Annotated in this window: 24 protein-coding genes; 16 read left to right on the top strand and 8 right to left on the bottom strand. The window is 35.0% G+C overall.

Features of this window, described 5'->3' with window-relative positions:
- The first annotated feature begins 15 nt into the window (after positions 1 to 15).
- From CRN91_RS05780 to CRN91_RS05770, 3 genes are read left to right on the top strand one after another with little or no spacing between them, the layout of a single operon-like run.
- Positions 16 to 831 carry a phytanoyl-CoA dioxygenase family protein gene (locus CRN91_RS05780; RefSeq protein ID WP_114115490.1) on the top strand — a complete coding sequence of 272 codons (816 nt, stop codon included), beginning with the start codon at positions 16 to 18 and terminating at the stop codon, positions 829 to 831.
- Positions 832 to 857: 26 nt separating this feature from the next.
- Positions 858 to 1,211 (top strand): cupin domain-containing protein, encoded by a 354-nt coding sequence (locus tag CRN91_RS05775; RefSeq protein WP_174688439.1) that lies wholly within the window; start codon positions 858 to 860, stop codon positions 1,209 to 1,211.
- Positions 1,212 to 1,826, top strand: coding sequence for an amino acid synthesis family protein (locus CRN91_RS05770; RefSeq protein WP_114115489.1), 615 nt, complete (start codon positions 1,212 to 1,214; stop codon positions 1,824 to 1,826).
- On the opposite strand, the gene CRN91_RS05765 is transcribed toward CRN91_RS05770, so the two are convergent.
- Positions 1,827 to 3,080: an MFS transporter gene (locus CRN91_RS05765; protein ID WP_114115488.1), complete on the bottom strand. Its 1,254-nt coding sequence runs from the start codon at positions 3,078 to 3,080 to the stop codon at positions 1,827 to 1,829.
- A gap of 89 nt (positions 3,081 to 3,169) precedes the next feature.
- Between CRN91_RS05765 and CRN91_RS05760 the strand changes: the two genes are divergently transcribed.
- The gene (locus CRN91_RS05760; RefSeq protein ID WP_114115487.1) at positions 3,170 to 3,439 is read left to right on the top strand and encodes a GIY-YIG nuclease family protein; all 270 of its coding nucleotides are present in this window, start codon (positions 3,170 to 3,172) and stop codon (positions 3,437 to 3,439) included.
- A gap of 11 nt (positions 3,440 to 3,450) precedes the next feature.
- Here the strand turns inward: CRN91_RS05760 and CRN91_RS05755 are convergent, their stop codons facing one another.
- Positions 3,451 to 3,978 carry a peroxiredoxin gene (locus tag CRN91_RS05755; RefSeq protein WP_114115486.1) on the bottom strand — a complete coding sequence of 176 codons (528 nt, stop codon included), beginning with the start codon at positions 3,976 to 3,978 and terminating at the stop codon, positions 3,451 to 3,453.
- 605 nt (positions 3,979 to 4,583) lie between these two features.
- Between CRN91_RS05755 and CRN91_RS05750 the strand changes: the two genes are divergently transcribed.
- The 5 genes from CRN91_RS05750 (at position 4,584) to CRN91_RS05730 (ending at position 10,164) form a co-directional block, all read left to right on the top strand.
- Positions 4,584 to 5,252 (top strand): response regulator, encoded by a 669-nt coding sequence (locus tag CRN91_RS05750; RefSeq protein WP_114115485.1) that lies wholly within the window; start codon positions 4,584 to 4,586, stop codon positions 5,250 to 5,252.
- Positions 5,249 to 6,709, top strand: coding sequence for an ATP-binding protein (locus CRN91_RS05745; protein ID WP_114115484.1), 1,461 nt, complete (start codon positions 5,249 to 5,251; stop codon positions 6,707 to 6,709). The genes CRN91_RS05750 and CRN91_RS05745 overlap by 4 nt, the downstream gene beginning before the upstream one ends.
- Positions 6,710 to 6,844: 135 nt before the next feature.
- Positions 6,845 to 7,606: an electron transfer flavoprotein subunit beta/FixA family protein gene (locus CRN91_RS05740; protein ID WP_114115483.1), complete on the top strand. Its 762-nt coding sequence runs from the start codon at positions 6,845 to 6,847 to the stop codon at positions 7,604 to 7,606.
- On the top strand, positions 7,606 to 8,532 hold the full coding sequence (locus tag CRN91_RS05735; RefSeq protein ID WP_114115482.1) for an electron transfer flavoprotein subunit alpha/FixB family protein: 927 nt from the start codon (positions 7,606 to 7,608) through the stop codon (positions 8,530 to 8,532). The genes CRN91_RS05740 and CRN91_RS05735 overlap by 1 nt, the downstream gene beginning before the upstream one ends.
- A gap of 12 nt (positions 8,533 to 8,544) precedes the next feature.
- Positions 8,545 to 10,164 carry an electron transfer flavoprotein-ubiquinone oxidoreductase gene (locus CRN91_RS05730; RefSeq protein ID WP_114115481.1) on the top strand — a complete coding sequence of 540 codons (1,620 nt, stop codon included), beginning with the start codon at positions 8,545 to 8,547 and terminating at the stop codon, positions 10,162 to 10,164.
- Positions 10,165 to 10,166: 2 nt separating this feature from the next.
- On the opposite strand, the gene pta is transcribed toward CRN91_RS05730, so the two are convergent.
- Entirely contained in the window at positions 10,167 to 11,132 is a 966-nt protein-coding gene (pta, locus tag CRN91_RS05725) for a phosphate acetyltransferase (protein WP_254424922.1), read from the bottom strand.
- Positions 11,133 to 11,276: 144 nt separating this feature from the next.
- Between pta and CRN91_RS05720 the strand changes: the two genes are divergently transcribed.
- Both CRN91_RS05720 and CRN91_RS05715 read left to right on the top strand, forming a co-directional pair.
- Positions 11,277 to 12,002: a class II aldolase and adducin N-terminal domain-containing protein gene (locus CRN91_RS05720; protein WP_114116072.1), complete on the top strand. Its 726-nt coding sequence runs from the start codon at positions 11,277 to 11,279 to the stop codon at positions 12,000 to 12,002.
- A 38-nt stretch (positions 12,003 to 12,040) separates the two neighbouring features.
- Positions 12,041 to 13,288: an aminotransferase class V-fold PLP-dependent enzyme gene (locus tag CRN91_RS05715; RefSeq protein ID WP_114115479.1), complete on the top strand. Its 1,248-nt coding sequence runs from the start codon at positions 12,041 to 12,043 to the stop codon at positions 13,286 to 13,288.
- Between the two features lie 16 nt (positions 13,289 to 13,304).
- Here the strand turns inward: CRN91_RS05715 and CRN91_RS05710 are convergent, their stop codons facing one another.
- Complete coding sequence (locus CRN91_RS05710; protein ID WP_114115478.1) at positions 13,305 to 14,189, bottom strand: LysR family transcriptional regulator; 885 nt, start codon at positions 14,187 to 14,189, stop codon at positions 13,305 to 13,307.
- Between the two features lie 193 nt (positions 14,190 to 14,382).
- On the opposite strand from CRN91_RS05710, the gene CRN91_RS08670 reads away from it, so the two are divergent.
- Together CRN91_RS08670 and CRN91_RS05705 are read left to right on the top strand one after the other, a co-directional pair.
- Positions 14,383 to 14,529: a hypothetical protein gene (locus CRN91_RS08670; RefSeq protein ID WP_168177017.1), complete on the top strand. Its 147-nt coding sequence runs from the start codon at positions 14,383 to 14,385 to the stop codon at positions 14,527 to 14,529.
- Positions 14,530 to 14,612: 83 nt separating this feature from the next.
- The gene (locus tag CRN91_RS05705; protein ID WP_114115477.1) at positions 14,613 to 14,882 is read left to right on the top strand and encodes a hypothetical protein; all 270 of its coding nucleotides are present in this window, start codon (positions 14,613 to 14,615) and stop codon (positions 14,880 to 14,882) included.
- A 73-nt stretch (positions 14,883 to 14,955) separates the two neighbouring features.
- Here the strand turns inward: CRN91_RS05705 and CRN91_RS05700 are convergent, their stop codons facing one another.
- The gene (locus CRN91_RS05700; RefSeq protein ID WP_114115476.1) at positions 14,956 to 15,786 is read right to left on the bottom strand and encodes a phytanoyl-CoA dioxygenase family protein; all 831 of its coding nucleotides are present in this window, start codon (positions 15,784 to 15,786) and stop codon (positions 14,956 to 14,958) included.
- A 63-nt stretch (positions 15,787 to 15,849) separates the two neighbouring features.
- Positions 15,850 to 16,041 carry a hypothetical protein gene (locus CRN91_RS05695; protein WP_114115475.1) on the bottom strand — a complete coding sequence of 64 codons (192 nt, stop codon included), beginning with the start codon at positions 16,039 to 16,041 and terminating at the stop codon, positions 15,850 to 15,852.
- Between the two features lie 111 nt (positions 16,042 to 16,152).
- Between CRN91_RS05695 and CRN91_RS05690 the strand changes: the two genes are divergently transcribed.
- Together CRN91_RS05690 and CRN91_RS05685 are read left to right on the top strand one after the other, a co-directional pair.
- Complete coding sequence (locus tag CRN91_RS05690) at positions 16,153 to 16,542, top strand: hypothetical protein (protein ID WP_114115474.1); 390 nt, start codon at positions 16,153 to 16,155, stop codon at positions 16,540 to 16,542.
- A gap of 128 nt (positions 16,543 to 16,670) precedes the next feature.
- The gene (locus CRN91_RS05685; RefSeq protein WP_114115473.1) at positions 16,671 to 18,461 is read left to right on the top strand and encodes an ABCB family ABC transporter ATP-binding protein/permease; all 1,791 of its coding nucleotides are present in this window, start codon (positions 16,671 to 16,673) and stop codon (positions 18,459 to 18,461) included.
- A gap of 59 nt (positions 18,462 to 18,520) precedes the next feature.
- On the opposite strand, the gene CRN91_RS05680 is transcribed toward CRN91_RS05685, so the two are convergent.
- Positions 18,521 to 19,144 (bottom strand): class I SAM-dependent methyltransferase, encoded by a 624-nt coding sequence (locus CRN91_RS05680; RefSeq protein WP_254424921.1) that lies wholly within the window; start codon positions 19,142 to 19,144, stop codon positions 18,521 to 18,523.
- A 99-nt stretch (positions 19,145 to 19,243) separates the two neighbouring features.
- Here CRN91_RS05680 and CRN91_RS05675 point away from each other — a divergent pair, with 99 nt between their 5' ends.
- A complete protein-coding gene (locus CRN91_RS05675) occupies positions 19,244 to 20,737 on the top strand; it encodes a cryptochrome/photolyase family protein (protein WP_114115471.1) in 1,494 nt (497 codons plus the stop codon).
- 51 nt (positions 20,738 to 20,788) lie between these two features.
- On the opposite strand, the gene CRN91_RS05670 is transcribed toward CRN91_RS05675, so the two are convergent.
- Entirely contained in the window at positions 20,789 to 22,333 is a 1,545-nt protein-coding gene (locus CRN91_RS05670) for a bifunctional metallophosphatase/5'-nucleotidase (protein ID WP_114115470.1), read from the bottom strand.
- Between the last annotated feature and the right edge of the window lie 31 nt (positions 22,334 to 22,364).

Below are 22,364 nucleotides of genomic sequence, written 5' to 3'. Positions count from 1 at the left end.
TTTATAGTTAAGAATATGTTGACATCAAAACAAATTGAAGAATTCGATCAGAATGGCTACTTAGTTATTGCAGATTATATTAAGAAAAATCAAAGAGACGCATTAATGAATCGGGCAAAAGAATTAATTAATGACTTTGAACCACCCTCTTCACATTCTGTTTTTACAACTAATGAGCAAGAGCGCACTAGTGATGAATACTTTCTCAGCTCTGGTGATCAAATCCGTTTTTTTTTCGAAGAAAAGGCCATAGATAAAAATGGTAACTTTACGGTTCCTAAGCAACAATCAATTAATAAAATAGGTCATGCGCAACATGAGTTAGATCCAATTTATAAAAAAGTTATATCAGAATTAAATTTCCCAGTAATTGGTAAACAACTTGGTATAAAAAACCCACGTCAACTTCAATCTATGCATATCTTTAAACAACCAAGTATTGGTGGAGAGGTTGGGCTTCATCAAGACTCAACATTTCTTTACACAACTCCAATGAGTTGCATAGGATTTTGGTTGGCACTTGAAGATGCCAATATAGAGAATGGCTGTCTACAGGCTATTACTGGTGGTCATTCAATACCGCTTAAAAAGCGTTTTAAATTAGCAGCAAATGGTGGAACAGAATTTGAGATTTTAGATGATAGTCCATGGCCAAATCAATCTCTTGACCTTCTTGAGGTAAAGGCTGGCTCACTTATTGTGCTGCATGGCCAACTTCCCCATTATAGTGCTGCAAATACATCAAGCCGCTCTCGACAAGCTTTTAGTCTGCATTTAGTCGATCAAAATTGTCAATATGCTGAGGATAACTGGCTACAATCATTAATTTGAAAACTATAATCTAGAATAAATAATTTATGCATGATAGAAACATAATAGATATCCACAATGTTGAATTTAAACCATTCGATCGTTATGGTGCTCCAGTTCCAAATATGAGCTGGCATATTATTAGTTATGATCAAATTTCAGGTCAAGGGAGTTATGTTTTAAAGATGGATCCAGGCGCACAAACTGTTCCCCATACTCATATGGGCTTTGAAGAATTTCTTATTGTAGAAGGTGAATTAATTGACTCAGATGGAATGGTTTTTAAAAAAGGTGAGTTTGTTTCCTTTGAGCCTGGAAGTAAGCACTCTTCATTTTCAGAGATTGGTGCATTAATTATTGTCTTTCAAAGAGGCTTAAACCAGCCCTTAGAGGAGCATTAGATGCCTTTAGTAATAAGAAAAACCCTCATGCATGTTGAAGAAACGCTCATTGAGGGTAATAAAAAAGCTAAGAATCCACTTATTCTAATTGCTGCAGTTGCCGTAATAAAAAACCCTTGGGTCAATCTTTTAAAAGAGAATGTCTTCATTGATGATCTAAAACCTGGCATATTAGATGTTGCTCCTGAATTAGGAGAAATCTTAACAGCAATGATTGTTAAGGAAGCTGGATCTGGGGATAAAGTTGAAGCTTATGGAAAATCTGCAGTTGTTGGTCTCAAAGGTGAAATTGAACATGCCTCTGGAATAATTCATACGCTTCGTTTTGGTAACTTTTATCGTGAGGCTGTAGGAGCTAAATCATACTTATCATTTTGTAATACTCGAGGTGGAGCTAACGCTCCAATTATGATTCCTCTTATGGATAAAAACGATGTTGGTAGGAGGTCCCATTATTTGACTATTCATCTCTCTGTCCCAGATGCACCAGCAGATGATGAAATAGTCGTAGCATTAGGCGCATCAATTGGTGGCAGGCCTCATCATAGAATTGGTGATCGATATCAAGACTTAAAAGATTTAGGTCATGATGTGGATAACCCTGCAAGCGTTTAACTAAGTTTCTAAGTCTATTTGCGATTCTAGAGCTTCCTCTGCTATTACCTCCATTGCAACTAAGCTTGGAGTTTGAGCCATAACTTGGAAGTCTGCTTGATCTGACTCTACAACGTCCTCAGTAATAAACATCATTACAAATACTGTTAGTGCAATAACTAGGTGAACTATACTTAAATATAATAAAAACCCATTACTATCAAATAATTCAAGAAAATAACTCATTGTGAATGGTCCTAATGCTGCAAAAACACTGTAAACAAAGATAATTGTGCCACTAGCACTTACCATTTGGCTCAGCTTTAGACGATCATTAGTTTGAGCTACTCCAAGGGAATATAGAGGTAATGTTGTTGCTCCAATTAACCCATTTAAGATTAAGAATGTAGTCTTAGAAAAATCAAATAAAGCAAGAATAATACAAAGACCTATAACTATTGAACAACATAATAAAATCACCTTTCTGCGATCAATTCTGTCAGAAAGCCAGCCTAATGGCCATTGAGATAGAGCACCAAAACCAATGAAAAGTGTCATAAATAATGCAGTCTCAGAAACACTTAGACCAGATTTAATGGCATAAATTGTTCCAACTCCAAAAAATCCAGCAGAAGCAAGTCCAGAGATGCCAATTGTAGCAACGCCTGAAGGTGAGGCCTTCCAAAGAGCTTTAAAGCCTAAATACTCTTGAAGCTCAGACTCAGGGGCTTTAATTTCAGTTAGAAGAATAGGTATCAGTGAGATTGAAAGTAAAATTGAAGCAAGTAAGAATAAGCTCACTCCTTTAGGATCATCAACTACAAACAAACCCTGGCCCATTGCTAAGCCACCCCATACGACCATCATATGTATTGAGAATATTTGCCCCCTATTTTCATTAGAAGAAATTGAATTTAGCCAGCCCTCAACGATAATCATAATTCCTGCAACGCAAAAGCCTGAAAGAAATCTTGATACAAACCAAACAGGAGGCTCAATAAAAAGAAGTTGTATCAAAATTGCTGTTGAGGCTATTGAGGCGTATGCAGCATAAGTTCTAATTTGGCCTGTCTTATTGATTTGACTTGGTGAAATCAGTGAGCTTGCAAAAGCGCCTAAAAAGTAACCTGACATAACGAGTCCAGTAGTAATTACTGAGAAGCCTTCATAATCTGCTCTCCAGCTACTTAGTGTACCTTGGAGACCATTCCCTAGACTTATGAATAAAACACCTAGAAATAGAGGCCAGATTGAGCGCATTACATTAGTTAACATGATTATTAATGACTATATAAATATTCTAAAAAACGCGCATTATAATGTAATTAAATATTCTAATGAATAATTATGCTTAAAACTTTCTAATGACTGATATTCCTACAAAAAAATGGATAATTTATCTTCTTGAATGTGGGGATAAATCCCTCTATTGTGGAATCACTAATGACTTAGATAGACGTCTTAAACAACATCATGGTGAAATTAATGGTGGTGCAAAATATACTAGATCTAGAAAGCCATTAAAAATAGTTTATCAGGAGAATGCTATATCAAGAGGTGAGGCTTTAAAGCGTGAAATAACTATTAAAAAAATGTCAAAAAAATCTAAAGAAAATTTAATAAATAATAATTAGAAAAATTAAATTTATTTTTGTAATAAAGAGAGGTCATTTAAAACCATCTGTGAATGTGTTTTAGGATCTACTGAAAGGTAGATCTTGGATAGGAAGCCTTCAGGATCAATTATAAAAGTATTACGCTTTGCACTTTTATAACCCATAAAGTTGTTAAGAGAATCATAAGATTTTGCAGCCACACCCTCCTCATCTGATAATAGTGAAAATGGCAAGTTATTTTTATCAGAAAAGCGTTTGTGCGACTCGACACTATCCAAACTTAAACCAAATACAACAGATCGGCTCGCAATAATCCTTTTAACTGCATCTCTAAAGTCGCAGGCTTGAGTGGTACAACCTGGAGTATCGTCTTTAGGATAAAAATAAAGAATTACCCACCTACCCTCATAATCACTCAATTGGTGAGATTCATTGTTTTGATCATTCAGAATGAAGTTTGGAGCTTTATCTCCAACTTCAAGATTGGCTAATACTGAGGAAGAAGTAATTAATAGAAATACTAAAAAGAATAGTGGTTTAATAACAGATAGACGCATGCGAAAATAATACCCTATTTAAAAAAACAGCAAACTTAGTTCGTTGAAAGATTATTTGTATTTTTTTTAGAACTAATAATAGCGCTTTGGTACCATGCCATTGCCTTTAAAAACTGTTGTTCATTAATATTATTTCTCTGGCAATAAGAGCTCGTTAAGCTTTTACTAGGAGTTTTGATAATTTTATTTTTAGATCGTGTAATCATATATCACCTTTAAAAAACTTCAGTTGGTTGGTAGGAGTGACCGACCAACTGAAGCGAGTACCTCATATATCAAACGGAGAGAGAATGATATGAGATTCCGAGGTTCTTTAAAAAAAACTAATCAATAATATTGTTTTTAGCTATTAGAGAAAAATATTAAGCTAATGTATAATCTAAAATTATTAGACAGTTCACTAGCCATTATTTTTAAAATGTAACTAAAAGGGGTTTTCGTTACATAGACTCTAATAAACTAAAAACAATATGCACATAATAGACTTTGCAACAAAGTGTCAAATGTTTTATAAATGAAGTTTATGTGAAGAATTTATGAAGATTATTTCTTTTATTTGTTTTTAAACTACAATAATCTTTTTTTTGGATATAAAACAAGCTCTAATGCAACAAATACTAATTGTAGAAGACGATAAAACCATTGCTGAAAGCATAATATTTATTCTTGAGCAGGATTCTTTTAGTTGTAAGTGGTTTGATAATGGCAAAGATTCAATTGAATATCTTGATAATAATAATGTCGATTTAATGCTTCTTGATATTGGCCTTCCTGATATGAGTGGTTTTGATATTCTTCGAAAAGTTAGAAAAACTCATACCCTTCCCATAATTATTATTTCTGCAAGAGATGATGAGTCTGACCAAGTTCTTGGTCTAGAGGGATTGGGTGCAAATGCTTATGTGACAAAGCCATTAAGCCCAAGATTAGTAGTGGCTCATGTTCGCTCCCAGTTAAGAAATAATCGTCCAAACGCAACTCCTGGTGATTCTAAATTCAGTATTAATCAAGCCATGCAAAGAGTTGTATTTAATGAAATTGAGCTAACTCTTACTCCTATAGAATTTAAAATTTTATCGCACTTAATTAAAAACCCTAATAGAGTTCATTCAAGAGAGGATTTGATGAATATTATGTGGGATAGTCCCCATGGATCAGATACAAAAACAATCAATACTCATATAAAGTCAATCCGCAAGAGTCTTAAAAAAATTGATGATAAGGCGGAGTATATTGAGACTCACAGGGGAATTGGATACAGTCTTATTGAATGAGACACTTTAAATTAAATATTGGAACCAAACTTTTTATACTTTACTTTTTGGTAAGCTCAACATTGGTTTGGTTTTTTGCTTATAGAACCAGTATCGAATCTGCAAAATCAGTGATGATTGAAGTTTCAAGTTTAATGAGTAGAGTTGCTTCTCAAAATAATAAAGATGGTGAAATTGATCTAGAAACCTTTGAAGGCCTAGTGGTTAATTATTTGCGCTCACAAAAGAATACTGTAGCCATTGAATCCAATCAAAAACTTGAGAATCTCGCTATTTACGTCACAAACAAGGATGGCCTACTTGTTCTTGATTCAAGGGGTCTAGCTCTTGGTATAGATATGCGTGTCCTGAATCAAGTTGATTCGGTTCTAAAGGGTGAGGAAGATATTATCAGGGTTGTTACAGAACTCATTCCAGGACCAAAAAAAGGAAGAGGTGCTATCACTGAATGGTTCTATAAATCAGAGTTTCTCCATGCCTCAAATCCAATTTATAGTAATACTGGCGAGGTAATTGGGGCACTTGTAGTTGTTGCTCCAATGATGGACTTATTAGATATTAATTATTTATTTAAATTTATTTTTTATATATTTTTAATCTCATTAATTTTTGGAGTTCTTGGGAGTTATAGAATCTCTCGAAACATCCGCCGTATTCAAAAATATACCACTAGTCTATTCAAGGGAGAGGACGTTTCTATGCCAGATCTTAATATTCAGTTTGATAGTCTTGCTAAGACAATTGAAGATGCTAGAAATGAAGTAGAACTTAAAGATGATGTAGAGCAATATATTAGTACTCTAGCTCATGAACTTAGGACTCCAATAGCTGGAATTCAACTTACTGCAGGTGTTCTATTAGAACCAATGAGTGATGAAAAGAGAAAGGGATTTATTGAAAATATTTTAGAGTCAAATAAACATATGGATCTATTAGTAACTAGATTACTTGATCTTTCAAGAATAGAGCGGTTAGAGGAACTAACAAGAATCGAGAAATTAAAAATTGTTTCTGTAGTAAATGATGTCTTAAATGCACCTATTAGGATTAAAGCAATTGCAAGTAAAAAAATTAAAGTTGTTATAGAGATTGCTAAAAAATCAACCATAAATGCTGAAAAGATATTATTAGAACAAGCTATTGGAAATATTATAAATAATGCTCTAGACTTTAGCCCAACTGGAGGGACTATTACTATTAAGGCATCTGAAACAAATACTGCTATGTCAATAGTTGTTCTTGATGATGGTCCAGGCATACCTGATCATGTTCTAAGAAAGCTATTTACTCGATTTTTCTCTGTCTCTAGACCAGATACTGGGGTTAGAGGAAATGGTTTAGGACTTCGTTTTGTAAAGAAAATAATGAAACTTCATGGTGGTGAGATAACGCTTCAAAATCGCTTTATTCAAAAAGGTGCTGAAGCAAAATTAAGATTTCCAATTAGTAACAATTAAAAGTAATGATTATAAAAAATAAGTTTTTTTTCTTTAGTAAGATTTATCTTTAAAAAAATTGTGTTTTTGTCTCTCTAGACAAAGCATATTTATATGGTATTATTCGCGGGATTTGTAACAAAAAAATAACTCAATATGAAAATAATTATTCCAATTAAACGTGTACTGGATCCTTATACTCAGGCACGAGTAAATAGTCAAACACAACAAGTAGATCTTGCTAATGCTAAGATGGCAATGAACCCATTTTGTGAAATTGCAGTTGAGGAAGCCTTAACTATTAAAGAGAGTGGTTCTGCTAGTGAAACAATTGCAGTTAGTATTGGTACAGATAAGACAGTGGACACTCTGAGAACTGCTCTTGCTATGGGAGTTGATCGTGCTATTTTTATTAAAACTGAATCTGAGCTTGATCTGCAACCATTACATGTTGGTAAGATTCTAGCGAATATTATTAAACGTGAAGAAGCAGAGCTCATTATTATGGGCAAACAAGCTGTTGATAATGATAATAACCAAACTGGTCAGATATTGTCAGGCCTTCTGAATTACTCCCTTGGAACATTCATTTCTGAATTTAAACTAAGTGATGATGCCTCTAGTGTAGAAGTTAGTCGTGAAATAGACTCTGGTATTGAAACTAGAAAACTTAGTCTCCCTTCAATTGTTACAGTTGATTTAAGATTAAATGAGCCAAGATATGCTTCATTACCAAATATTATGAAAGCAAGATCAAAACCGCTAGAAACTATTGAATTATCTAGTCTTGATATTGATACTTCTCCAAGAATTAAAGTAATCAGTGTTGAGGAGTCAGGAACCAAGGATAGAGCTTCGAAGCAAATAAGTTCAGCTGAAGAGTTCTTCTCAGAATTAAACCAATTGGGAGTCTTATAATGTCTGCACTTGTCTTAATTGAATTAAATGGATCAGAAGTCAGCGCTAGTAGCAGAGCTGCTATTACTGCTGCTTCTCAACTTACTGATAATATTGATGCATTAGTATTAACTAATGCATCATCAAACTCAGCTTCTGTTGCTGCACTTGCAGGGATAATTACTGTCAAAATGATTGTTGATGCCGCATTAGAAAATGCAAATGTAGAAGTTGCTAGTAAATTAGTTGCTGATGCTATGAGTGATTACAAATTTCTAGTTTCTGGATCTTCAACATACAGTAAAAATATTCTTCCACGTGTTGGTGCACTTTTAGATGTTCAGCCAATCTCTGATGTTTGCGAAATTAAATCGAACAATACATTTGTTCGTCCTTTGTATGCTGGAAACATTATGGCAACTGTAGAATCATCTGATGAAACTATCGTAATGACTGTTAGAGCTACTGCCTTTGAACATTCTAGTGATGGTGGATCAGCTCAAGTTGAGACTCTATCTGTAGATATTCCTGAGTCAAACTCAACCTTTATTTCTCTTCAGGAGTCTCAATCAGAGAGGCCTGAGTTAACAACAGCTGAAAGAATTGTCTCTGGTGGACGTGGTCTTGGATCTGAAGAAAATTTTGTATTAATTGAGCAACTTGCTGATAAACTTGATGCAGCAGTAGGAGCTTCAAGAGCAGCAGTAGACGCTGGATTTATTTCTAACGACTACCAAGTTGGGCAAACAGGTAAGGTTGTTGCGCCAAAACTCTATTTAGCAGTTGGAATATCTGGAGCTATCCAACATCTTGCTGGAATGAAAGACTCACAGGTCATCGTTGTCATTAATAGTGATCCAGATGCACCTATGTCGAGAATGGCTGATTTAGTTTGGCAAGTAGATTTATTTGATGCATTAAAAGAATTGAACGATTATAAGGTCTAGGAATTGATTTAAATGGAAAGGGAGTCAATAGAATATGATGTAGTTGTAGTGGGTGGTGGTCCATCCGGCTTAGCTTCAGCATGTAGGCTTAAACAACTTAATCCTAACCTATCTGTTTGTTTACTTGAAAAAGGTTCTGAAATAGGCTCTCATATCATTTCTGGTGCAGTATTTGAACCTGAAACATTATTTGATCTTTTCCCTGAAGAAGCAAAGAACTGTCCTACTCTTAAAACCTCTGTTGTTAAGGATGACCTTTATTGGCTTACTAATAATAATAAAAGTATAAAAGTACCCTCTTGGATGATGCCAAAAAGCCTTCATAATAAAGGCAATTATATTATCTCACTTGGAGAGTTATGCCAATGGATTGCTGAAAGAGCTATGGATCTTGGGGTTGACATCTTTCCAGGCTTTCCTGCACAAGACTACATTACTGATAAAAGTGGAAGAGTTACTGGAATTGCTACTGGTGATATGGGAATTGACAAAGAAGGTAATCAAAAAGGGACCTATACACCTGGAATGGATATTCTTGCAAAGCAAACAATCTTTGCTGAAGGAGCAAGGGGTCATTTAGGTAAAAAATTAATAAAAGAATTTAATTTAGATGAAGGTAAAACACCTCAGCATTTTGCTATAGGCTTTAAAGAAATCTGGGAAGTTGATAATAATAAGCATAGTCCCGGAGATGTTGTTCATACTATGGGATGGCCACTTACAGGTGAAACTTCAGGTGGAGGTTTTCTTTATCACTTTGATAATAATAGGATTGCAGTTGGTCTAATCGTTGACCTTAATTATTCCAATACACATCATAGTCCCTTCCAAGAATTTCAGCAATATAAACAACATCCTGCTATCAAACAATATCTAGAATCAGGTAAGCGAGTCTCCTATGGCGCAAGAGCAATTACCAAAGGTGGTATAAATTCTCTTGTAAAAATGGAATTTAATGGTGGCATGATTATTGGCTGTGACGCAGGAACTTTAAATCCTAGCAAAATAAAAGGCAGTCACTGCGCCCTTCAATCTGGAATGCTAGCTGCTGAGTATGTAAATAAATTACTTGCAGAGGAAATTTGTGATTTCGATGATCTATTTAAAAATAGTGGTCTCTATAAAGAACTTTACGCTTCTCGAAACTTCAGTAGTGCGATGCATAAATTTGGCTTCTATATTGGCGCAGCATATAACTTTATTGAATCAAATATCTTTCGTAATACTCTACCAATTACTATCAAGGATGAAAAAAGAGATTGTGACTCATTAAAACCAAGTAAATCCTCTAAATTAAAAATCTACCCCGTACCTGATAATAAATTAAGTTTTGACATTACTTCATCTTTATTTTTGTCTGGTACAAATCATGAGGAGGATCAGCCTGTCCACTTAAAGCTAACTGATGCTGATATTCCATTAAATTATAATAAACCTACTTACGATGAGCCAGCTCAAAGATACTGCCCTGCTGGAGTCTATGAGATACTAGAAAAAGAAGGTGAAGATTATTTTCAGATTAATGCTCAAAACTGTCTCCATTGTAAGACCTGTGATATTAAAGACCCATCTCAAAACATCAACTGGACTCCTCCAGAAGGTGGTGGTGGCCCTAATTATGTCGGTATGTAGACTTATTTAGTTTGATTAGCTGTAATAACCACTGTATCAACAATTTCATCAACACTACAACCTCGTGATAAATCATTAACTGGTTTGGCTAAACCTTGTAGAATTGGTCCTATTGCCCTTGCACCAGAAAAACGCTGCACTAACTTATAGCCAATATTGGCAGCATCAAGATTTGGAAAAACCAACACATTTGCAGGTGGTATAAATGAAGTTTCTGGATACTTAATTTTTAATACATTTTTATCTAACGCGGCATCAAGTTGAATATTACCAACAATATCAGCTTTTGGTAACTCATCCCTTAGTGCCTCTGTTGCGAGCCTCACTTTATCAACTTGAGCATGCTTTGCGCTCTGATTTGTAGAAAATGAGAGCATCGCTAATTTTGGCTGATCTTCAAGAAAAGATTCCGCAGTCTTATAGGCACTCTTAGCAATTTCAACGAGCTCTTCTGAACTAGGATCTATATTCATAGCGCAATCTGAAAAAATTATATTTTCACCATACGACTTATGATTTTCATCAAAAACCATAAGGAATAAACTTGATACAAGTTGACTTCCCTCAGATACCCCAATAATTCGAAGTGCATTACTTAATACCTCCTGACTTGGAGTAATTGCACCACTCACAACTCCATCAATATCACCCCTTAAAAGAGCAACCATGGCAAATACGCTTGGATTTGAAACAAGCTCCAGAGCCTCAATTAAGTCAAGTCCTTTATGTTTTCTTCTCTCATAAAGGCTATTTGCATATTCCATCTTCAAATCTTCATCATCTATATTAATATACTCAATACCTGATGGTGGATTTGTATTTGAACCTAGTAAAATCACTTGGGCAATTTTTTTTCTTGAAATTATTTCAGCAGCTTGAATAATTCGAGGATCAGCAGACTCTGGTAATAAAATTCGAGGAAATTTTGCTATTGCCTTGTTAGTAAGGTTATGCAGTAGTGACATCATTTTGCTTCAGTAAAATATAATTATAGTTTACCCGAAAAAAGCGATAATTCACTAATGCCTTGGTCTTCAAGGTTCTATTTTAATTAAAAATATTACATATTTTTGTTATCCCTTACTCATAAGGTTGAGGTTAAAATTAATGCAATGAATAATGATTTTCAAAAAGAACGTATCGATTTAGCTGCAGCATTTCGCTGGGCTGCCAGGCTCAATATGCATGAGGCTGTTGCTAATCATTTTAGTTTTGCAGTATCTAAGGATGGATCTCAATTTTTATTAAATCCCATTGGTAAGCATTTCTCAGAGATACGCGCTAGTGATATCATTTTAGTTGACACCAATGATGAGTCAACCATGTCAAAACCTAACGCTCCAGACCCAACTGCCTGGGCAATTCATGGAGCCATGCACAGAAAAAATTCAAATGCGAGATGCATCCTTCATGTTCATCCTAAATACGCTACTATTCTAGCTTGCCTCGATGATAAGGTAATGAAACCCATAGATCAAAATACGATGCGTTTTTATGAGAATGTTGCGATTGATTATGAGTATAGTGGAATGGGTCTTGGTGAGGAAGCTAAAAGATTAAGCATGCTTCTGGGCAATAAATCAGTATTATTAATGGGCAACCACGGTGTTCTTACTGCTGCAAAAACTATTGCTAGAGCATTTGATGATCTTTATTTTTATGAAAAATCATGCGAAACACTTATTGGCGCCTATCAGACAGGTCAAAAATTACATTTAGCAAGTCATGAAGTTGCACATAAAACAGCTCAACAGTGGGAAAAATATGATGCATCTGATCTTCATTTTGATGCACTAAAAAGAATTCTAGATAAGGAAGAGCCAGACTATAAAAATTAGTTTTTTTAAAAAATTTACTTAATTGATAAGGAGCACCAATGTCAAAAAATACCGTTGCATTAGATGTTGACTATGTAAAGTCACAATTTCCAGCCTTTAAAGATCCCAAGAGCTCTAAATGGTCTTTTTTTGAGAATGCAGGTGGAAGCTACGTACCCATCAATGTCATTGATCATTTAAATCATTTTATGACCTCTACCAAAGTACAACCCTATGCAGAGTTTGATACTTCTGCAATTGCAGGTGACAATATGGATCAGGCAACGGCTCTATTTGCTGAAATGATTAATGCTAAAACTGATGAAATTATTATTGGTGGCTCAACAACAATGAACATGTATGTTCTCTCAAATGCTATGAGGAGTCTTTTACAGCCAGGTGATGAGGTTATTGTTACAAATCAAGATCATGAAGCTAATGTTGGTGCATGGCGAAGACTTGCTGAACATGGAATGGTTATAAAAGAATGGCAAATTAATGCCAATACTGCTGAACTTGAAATTGATGACCTAAAGTCACTTTTATCAAATAAAACAAAAATTGTTGCGGTAACGCATTGCTCAAATATCGTTGGTTCCATTAATGACCTTAAAGCAATTGCAAAGTTAGTTCATGAATATGATGCTTATATAGTTGGTGATGGGGTTTCTTATGCTCCTCATGGTTTTCCTGATGTCAAGGACCTAGGCGTTGATTTTTACGCATTTAGTCTTTATAAGACCTATGGACCTCACTTAGGACTACTTTATGGAAAAAAGGAAATTTTAGACCTACTCCCAAATCAAAATCATGAGTTTCTTGAGGGAGACGTACCCTACACTCTTAATCCAGGTGGGCCAAATCATGAAGAGCTTTCTTGTTTGATTGGAGTATATGAATACTTTAATAATTTATTTGAGCACCACTTTCCAGGACAAGAAGGCTCTGTTAGGGAAAAAATTGTAGCTGTTAATGAACTGATTGCTCATCATGAAATGGAGATTGCTAACCCTTTGCTCGATTATATAAACTCTCGAGATGATATTAATCTGATTGGAAAAAATCAAATATCAAACAAAGATAGAGCTCCAACGATAGCCTTTACTATGAATAATAAGTCCTCAAAGGAACTTAGTAGTAATCTTGTTAAATATGGTATTGCAACAAGAAATGATAACTTTTATGCCTGGAGATGCCTTAAAGCACTAGGAATTGATGTTGATGATGGCGTTGTAAGAACAAGTATGGTCCACTACAACACCCATGAAGATGTTGATAATTTAATTAGTGCTCTAAAAAAGATTTAAAGAAGTGAAAGAATAATTAATTATCTCCAAGATTTTCTTTTAAAAAGTCAATCATTGTTCTAACCTTGTTTGGAGTATAACGCCGAGACAGTCTGATGATATATAGAGTAGCTGGCTCAAGTTTGTGCTCCTCAAAAACTCTTACCAACTTCCCACTTGCTAGCTCTTTATCAATAATAAACTCTGGAAGACCAACAATTCCTAGTCCATTGATTGCTGCATCTCGAAGCGACTCACCATTATTTGCTACAAATCTGTTTTGATTCATTGGGTTAATAATATTATCATTAGTATCAATATTAGGTTTATCAAGAGTGTAGCCTAAAAAACTATGGCCTTCTGATTGCTTATTATTTTTTGGATTGCCATTGTTATTTATATAATCTGGCGAAGCAACCATGGCAAACTCAATAGAACCAATTGCGGTAGCAACAATAGTAGAATCCTTAATTTCTGATGCAATCCTAATGCCGATATCAATTCCCTCTGCCTGAAGATCTGTTTGTCTATCTTCTAATTGTAAATTTATAGAGATATCAGGATATTCTTTTAGAAAATCTGAAAGTATTGGAGATAAGCACTTAATACCATAGCTTAGTGGTGCTGAAATGCGAAGCTCTCCCTTAATCTCAGATTTGCCCTCCCTTAATTTTTCTTCAGAGCTTTCAATGTCACTCAAGATAATATTAACATCTTCAAGGTACTGTTCACCAGCCTCAGTCATGCTTAAATTTCTTGTTGTCCTATTAATTAATCTAACGCCCAAAGCTAGCTCGAGAGAGTTAATTCGGCGACTAACAGTAGCAGAACTTGTATTTAATCTTTCTGCTGCAAGATGATAACTACCAGCCTCAACGACAGCTTTAAAAGATTCAAGATCGATTAATGAGTATTGTTTCATTTTATGAAATAGTAAGTTAGCTAATTAAAGTATTTATTGCATATTTTAAATCATTATAATTTTATTTTTTTAGTTATTATTAGCTAATTAAATTGATCAAGTGCTATTTATCCGCGGAGGCACTTTTTCTTTCAGCCCGCCAGAGCTGTTATTAATAATCTGGCTTTTTTATAGTTTTACTAAAGGGAGTAACATGGAAAACGTCAGAAATGATAACGGTACTTGTGGATGTGGTCGATCACCAACTGGTGATTGCATTGGTTGGCATATGCTGTCTGCTGAAGAATTTGAAGCAAAAACCGATCAAGAAAAAGCAGCAACATTTGAGGATTCGGAGTAATCAAAAATTTGTTTCTTTGTGCAATAGGCCTGTGTTAAGTATAATTAATGCAGGTTTTTTTTATTATTTAAGGAGCAAAAAAGATGAAATTAATTATGAATTTTGAAGTATCTAAGGGTTACGAAACTTGGAAAAAAGCCTTTTTAGCTAATGAACCAATGAGACAAAGACATAATATTAATTTATTAGCTTATGGCCACGCTGATGATAATGAAAATAATGTCTACTCAGTTATTGAGATTCCAGCAATGGAAGTTATGCAAGATATGTTAAAAGATCCCGACATGGTAACACTAAGAGAAAATGCTGGTGTTATTTTAGAAACTCAATCAATGATAAAATTAGTTGAGTAAATAAAACATTAAAGAGAACCCTTCTAGATTCTAGTAGGGTTTTTTAAATCAAAAACAGTCAAACCAAAATCATTCATACTTCGCTCTGCTCATAGAGAGTTGGAAACATTTTGCCACTTAATTCATCACCATTTTGATAACCATTTGCTTCCATCATTGCTCTTTCTTCTTGGGCCCAATCGCCTCGATACTCAATCATAGAGCCTTCTTTAGCCATTCTAAGAGTATATCTATGGATATTGTTCTTTGGCACTACTTGGTTTAAACTTCCATGTAATGTTCTCATATCAAAAAAGATGCAATCACCCAACTCAAGGTCCCACTGCAAAAAATCATAGTCACTCTTATTATTAAGAATATCTGGGGTAATATCATAGGTTTTACCATTGACAATACCAGCCTCACCATCAACTAGATGGCCTTCATTAAATCGAGTTCTAATAAATAGCTTATCCCATAGGTGAGAGCCTTTTATCCAAGCAATACCCTCTTCTTTGGATACTGGCTCCAGTGGAAGCCAAAGAACACACATCGTCCCTTCAAAATCAAAGTAAGAGATATCATGATGAAATGGAGCGCCGGACTGAGAGCCAGCTTCTCTATAAAACCAGTTATCCATTACTAAGTTAATTTTTTTAGCATCCATCAACTCTGATGCCATTTTTGCTGTTGGAGAGTTAAAAACGAAGTCTTTGAAGTCCTTAAATAGATCCCAAGTCCAAAAATCCTCAAAATAACCAGGCATATTGTCATCTCTAGTATGCCTTTCAAATCTAGAACTTGGATTATTCAAGTCTTCATCAATCCCCCTTCTTAACTTTTCTATCCATTCCATATCAAACTTCCCTTTGATATGAACAGCTCCATCCTCATTGAATTTTTTTATTTCGTCTTTATTTAACATTTTTACAAGGAAGAAGTATTACTTATAGCTACTTTTGCTAATTATATTTATATATTTTATATACTAGACTGGGCAGGACATATCATTACCACAGCACATTGGTGACTTAATTTTGCCATGACCATTCTGACATTTTGATATTTGAACCTTATTGCCATCATCTAATACAAGTACATCATCAACTAGAGGTGTATCACACTTCGCACAAGTTGCATTAACTGCCATACCACATTGATCACATTCATAAGTTGCCATAGTTATTTCTCCGATTAAATTAAACAATATACTAACAGAATGGATTTGAAATATAAAAAAAACAATTATTATTTTGATTAGTTCACCCAACAGGTATATTATTAAAACTCAATGAAACGAATACTTTTAATACTATTTCTGGCTTTTAGCGTTATTGGAACATCTTTTGCAGGAGGTGATGATAGAGATCAAGAGTTACCGTTAAACTCTCTTAATACAGCTAATGATGAAATAAATAGCTCTTTAGAAGAGGCAAATCAACAAGCTGTTTCCCAGGATTCTGAAAATAGCACAGCCAACCTAGAGGAGCTTCTCAAACAAATTGAGAACGATCTTAAGGAGATATCAGAACTTGAGGATAAGTCCAACGACCGAAGCTTCCAAGCAACCTTCAAAGAAAACTACATAGATTCATTTTCTGGGCGCTTTATTTTGCTTGGTGTTATAGCTCTAATGCTTTTTATAATTCTTCTTTTAAGTACTTTTTTTTCAAGAAAATAATAAGTTAAAGTCTAAGCTCTCTATCAATTAAAAAGGAATAATACCCATCATTAATAAAAACAACTTGATAATGTTGTTTCTATTGATCATTACTTATATTCAAGTCTTTTTAACTAAATTGATACTTAATGCCTGCAAGCAGCAACCAAACTAAAGCTTACGATTTTAAAACTAGAGATATTAAGGTTTTAAAAAAACTTCTTCCGTATTTGCTCAAAATGCGAGCTCGTGTTATTTGGGCTGTTAGTTTTTTAATGTTGGCAAAATTAGCTAATGTTGCAATTCCCCTTGCGCTAAAAGAGATTGTTGATGGCCTTGATCAGACCAATTTAATCTTAGTATTGCCACTTGGTATGTTGCTAGCATATGGCCTTTTAAGACTAGCAAGTTCTCTGTTTAATGAGCTTCGTGATGCCATTTTTGCCAAAGTTCGTTATCACGCTATGAATTTAATTGCACATGGCGTCTTTAAGCATCTTCATACTTTAGATTTATCCTTTCATTTAGATCGACGTATTGGTGGTATTACCCGAGATATTGACCGAGGCACCCTAAGTGTATCAACCTTACTCTCAATTTTTGTCTTTAATATTCTGCCTTCATTATTTGAAATATTTTTAGTAATTGGCATTTTATGGCTTAATTATGACCTTCTTTTTGCTGGTATCTCTTTACTAACAGTGTTCTTTTATGTTGCTTTAACATTGGCCATTACCACTTGGCGAATGAAGTTTCGCTATCAAATGAACGATATGCAATCTGAGGCCAATACTAATGCAGTAGATAGTTTGATTAATTATGAGACTGTCAAATACTTTAATCAGGAGAAATTTGAGGTAGATCGTTACGGTGAGACAATGCAGCGTTGGGAAGATCTTGCCACCAAAAGTTTTACTTCCATGACAGCACTTAATTTTGTCCAAGGTGCAGTGATAGCGATCGGTGTGACTATTATTTTGATTATGGCAGCCCAAGGTGTCGTTGATAAGATCCTAAGCTTAGGAGACCTTATTATGATTCAAGCGCTCCTCTTACAGCTCTTTATACCATTAGGTGGTTTAGGTATTATTTATCGTCAAATTAAGCATAACTTCATCGATATGAATAATATGTTTGACCTATTAGATCGATCCTCTAAGGTTACTGATGTTGCCAACGCATCAGAGCTCAAAGTCTCTAAAGGTGAGGTTGAATTTAATAATGTATCTTTTGCTTACACTGGTAAGAATGAGGTCCTAAGTAATATTAACTTTATACTTAAACCAGGTCAAAAAGTGGCAATTGTAGGTCCTTCTGGTGCTGGCAAATCAACACTTGCTAAACTGCTCTTTCGTTTTTATGATATTTCAGGGGGTGCAATATTCATAGACCAGCAAAACATTAAACAATTTACTCAAGACTCTTTACGAAGCGTTTTAGGAGTCGTGCCTCAAGATCCAGTGATGTTTAATGAAAGTATTTATTACAATATTGCTTACGGTCGAGCAGGTGCAACCGAATCCGAAGTTAAACAGGCAGCAAAGCTTAGCTTTATTGACAGCTTTATTGACTCTCTTCCAGAAGGTTATGACACCCTAGTTGGTGAGAGAGGCTTAAAACTCTCAGGTGGTGAAAAGCAGCGTTTAGCGATTGCAAGAGTATTGTTAAAAAATCCTCCAATATTGATTTTTGATGAGGCCACTTCAGCACTTGATTCATATTCAGAAAAAATGGTACAAAAGGCCTTAGCTAGTTTGGCGCATAAGCATACAACGCTGGTGATTGCTCATCGCCTATCCACAATTGTTGATGCTGATCAAATTATTGTTCTTGGAAATGGCACAATTGCTGAACAAGGTAAGCATCAGCAATTGCTAGATCTGAATGGCCAATATGCAAGACTTTGGCAAATACAAGTCAACAAGCAAGCTCGGAAGTAATTTTAGCTCACGATCAATATTCAGGATTTATTAGGAATTTATCTAAAATAACTAATAATTTACTTTATTCCAGTGATGACTAGCGTTCCATTCCAATCTGCATGTTTATTTGAATACCAAGTCTCAACATCATTCAATCCCGCTTTTTTAAACATCTGCACCCACTCTGCAGCTTTAAGCATCAGCATTGGAGTATCAATCTTTTCTTGCCAAGAATGGGAATCTTTATTTTCATAATAGTGATCTAAACCAACAATCAATCTCCCATTTTTGTTGAGCCAAGAATCTGAAATTCTTTTCACAATATCTGCAGGATTTTCTAAATAATACAATACCTCCATAGAGTGAATTACATCGTACTTCTCGGGTGAGTTAAAAGTATTGATATCCGCTAGAATATATTTAGTCTTGCCTCCTCTTGACTGAGCATTACTAATCATTTGTTGAGCCCCATCGATTCCAATGGATTGGCTGCATAATGCATTATTTACTGCGAGACGAGCCACCCAACCATTGCCACAACCAAGGTCTAAAAAGCTAAATTTTTCACCAATCTCTAATCTTTCTTTTAATGCAAAATTGATCATTTCATTAACAGCAATTGCGTGAGAGTCTTCCATCCCTCTGTCTTTTCCTATCTCAGCCCATTCTCCAAAAACATCTGTAGGTTCCCTCATAATCATTCACAATAAGTTATTTATAAAAAAATTATTTTACATTGATTAAAAAAAATATAAATATCTTGTTTTTTTTTAATTTTAATTAACTAAAATTACCCACTTATGAAAACGCTATTTGTAATTCTTGGCAACCAACTCTTCGACCCTAAGATTATTAAAAATCTTGGCTGTAGTGATGTATTTATGGCTGAGGACTTTGGTCTATGCACCTATGAAAAACACCATAAGTTAAAGCTTTATTTGTTCCTCTGTGCAATGAGAGAATATAGAGATGAGCTTGAGTTAGAAGATATTAAAGTCCATTATCATCTTTTAAATGAACGTCAAAAAAAACAGCCTTATCTTAACTGCCTAATTGAGTATGTTAAGAATAATAATATTGAGCAAATCAATCTCTTTGAAGTTGAAGATAAAGAGTTTGAAAAAGTTCTTTTAGAAGGCTTAAAAGATAATAATATCAATTATAAGATCCACCAATCCCCTATGTTTTTATTCTCTAGAGAGGAGTTTGACTCTTTTGCGAAAGATAAAAAGCTTTTGAGAATGGCAAATTTTTATCAACAGGGTAGAAAAAAATTCAATATCTTAATGGATGATCAAAATAAACCCATAGGTGGAAAGTGGTCCTTTGATGAAGAGAATAGAAAAAAAATACCGGCCAACACCCCTATTCCAGATTTACCAAAGATTACAAGATCAATTCATCACGATGCTATTTGTAGTCTTATAGAGCAGTATTTTGCTGACCACCCTGGTAGCCTTGATAATCCTTGGTTTCCAGTTACACGTAGTGAGTCTGAAATCCAATTTAAAAACTTTATAAAAATAAGAATGGCTAATTTTGGTATCTATGAAGACGCCATGCTAGAAGGCAAAAACTTTTTGTTTCATAGCTGTATTAGTGCCTCAATGAATATTGGGCTTTTATCACCACAAAAAGTTATCGATGAATTACTCAATAGTGCTAATGAGCTTGGGATTCCAATGAATTCTTTAGAGGGCTTTATTCGTCAGGTTCTGGGCTGGAGAGAGTTTATTAGAGGAATTTACCAAACTAAAGGGGATTTTCAGCTTAGTCATAATTATTGGGGTCACTCAAAGAAGATTACCTCTAATTGGTATGACGGTTCGACAGGAATAGTTCCACTGGATGATTGTATTAAAACCGCAGTTCAAGATGGTTACAATCATCATATACCAAGACTCATGGTAATTAGCAACATAATGAACCTTTGTGAGATTGATCCTAAAGAGATTTATAGGTGGTTTATGGAGATGTATATAGACTCCTCTGAATGGGTAATGGTTCCTAATGTATTTGGCATGGCAACATACTCTGATGGTGGCTTAATGTCAACAAAGCCCTACACCTGTGGTTCAAATTATTTACTTAAGATGAGTAACTATAAGAGAGGTGACTGGTGTGATACTGTCGATGGACTCTATTGGCGATTTATTGAAAAAAACAGAAAGTTCTATGATTCTAATCCAAGGCTATCAATGCAAGCCAGACTGCTCGATAAAATGAATGTGGAAAGAAAGCAACGCATCATTATTAAGGCTGAAGAATTTATAACCCAATTTACCAAAAATTAAAAAAAAGGGCTGATATGCTATCAGCCCTTAAATGCCATATATTAAGCTTTTTTAGTCTTGCTTAATACGACCATCGGTATAACCTTTATATCCTGGATTTGCTCCAATATAATCAGCAATAACATCTGCTAAATCTGGCCCAAAGTCATAGATATCAGTTGCAGATCTAAACATTTTATATCCGTCTCCACCACCCCGAATAAAGTTATTAGAAACCATACCGTATGTGCCGTATAGATTCAACGCACTCCAACCATAACTGCCTTGAGTCTCAATCGAAGTTACCCTATCTCCAGCTGGTCTAGTTGGATCAAATGAAAATCTCATACCAGATACCTGAGGGAATCTTCCAGCACCATCTTCATGCTCACTTACCCCATTTTCAATGGCAGCAAGAAGTTGCTTACCCGTAACTTTAAAAGTAGATAAAGTGTTTTGAAAAGGAAGGATTGTCATGATTTCTCCAAGTGTTACATCACCAGCATCTAAAGATGCCCTAATACCACCTGAGTTTGCCAATGCAATTGTATAACCTTTATCAATTACTGCACCTCTCATAGCATCTGCAATCATATTACCCATGTCACATTCTTGAGCACGACAGACCTCTCTGTTCCCAGTAAGTGGGTTAGATACATTTCCAACAAGAGTTTCTTTAAGCTCGTTAATTGGTAACTCTAGTTCATCCAAACGGGCAACAATATCTCCATCCTCTTCTATTGATGCATCAATTGTAATTGGCTCACCAGTTGCTGAAATAACCTCTCCCTTTTCACCAAATACAACCGAAAGCTCACCCAGGTATTTACCATATGCGTAAGCCTGAATTATCTGAGTATCATTAACTACCGTTGGGTATGGTCCTTTTGCTCTATCACTAACATTTGATAGATAGGCATTATCATGGCCTCCAACGATAACATCAACACCTGTTGTGTTTGCTGCAATTTCTTTATCGATTTCATATGAGGAGTGTGATAGAAGAATAATTATGCCTACACCATCAGCTGTTAAAGAATCTACTTCAGCTTGGACGGCAGAAATAGCATCAGTAAATATAATATTTTGACCAGGACTTGATAAGTCAACAACATCCTCTGTAACAACTCCAATTAATCCAATTTTATGGCCACTTCTTTCTATAACCGTTGATTTTTGCAGCTTACCCTTAAGTTCTGGCTCCATATCAATATTAGCATTTGCCATTAAAACAGGAAAATTCACCGCATCCATAAAAGCTCGCAATGTTTCAGGCCCATCATCAAACTCATGGTTTCCAACAGCCATTCCATCATATTGCAATTTATTCATCATTTCTGCTGCAACCTTTCCTTTGTACAAATTATAGAAAAGCGTACCTTGGAATTGATCACCACCATCTAAAAGTATTGTATTTTCATGTCTTGCACGGGCATCTTCAATTGCTGAAATTAATCGAGCTGAACCACCAAAACACTTACCCTCAGCATTGCTCTCCGCCGAACAATTATTGTCGTACTTACTGATCGGTCTAAAACGAGCATGAAAGTCATTAGTATGGAGGATTGTAAGATTAAGTATCTTGTGCCCTGCAGCCATTGATGGCTGACTATACATGCCTAATGAAACTAAAAAACTCAGAAGTATT

Origin of the sequence: Candidatus Thioglobus sp. NP1 (assembly GCF_003326015.1) — a bacterium.
GTDB lineage: Bacteria > Pseudomonadota > Gammaproteobacteria > PS1 > Pseudothioglobaceae > Pseudothioglobus > Pseudothioglobus singularis_A.
Note: the sequence above shows the minus strand (reverse complement) of the source record. Positions and strands in the feature narration are given on the sequence as shown.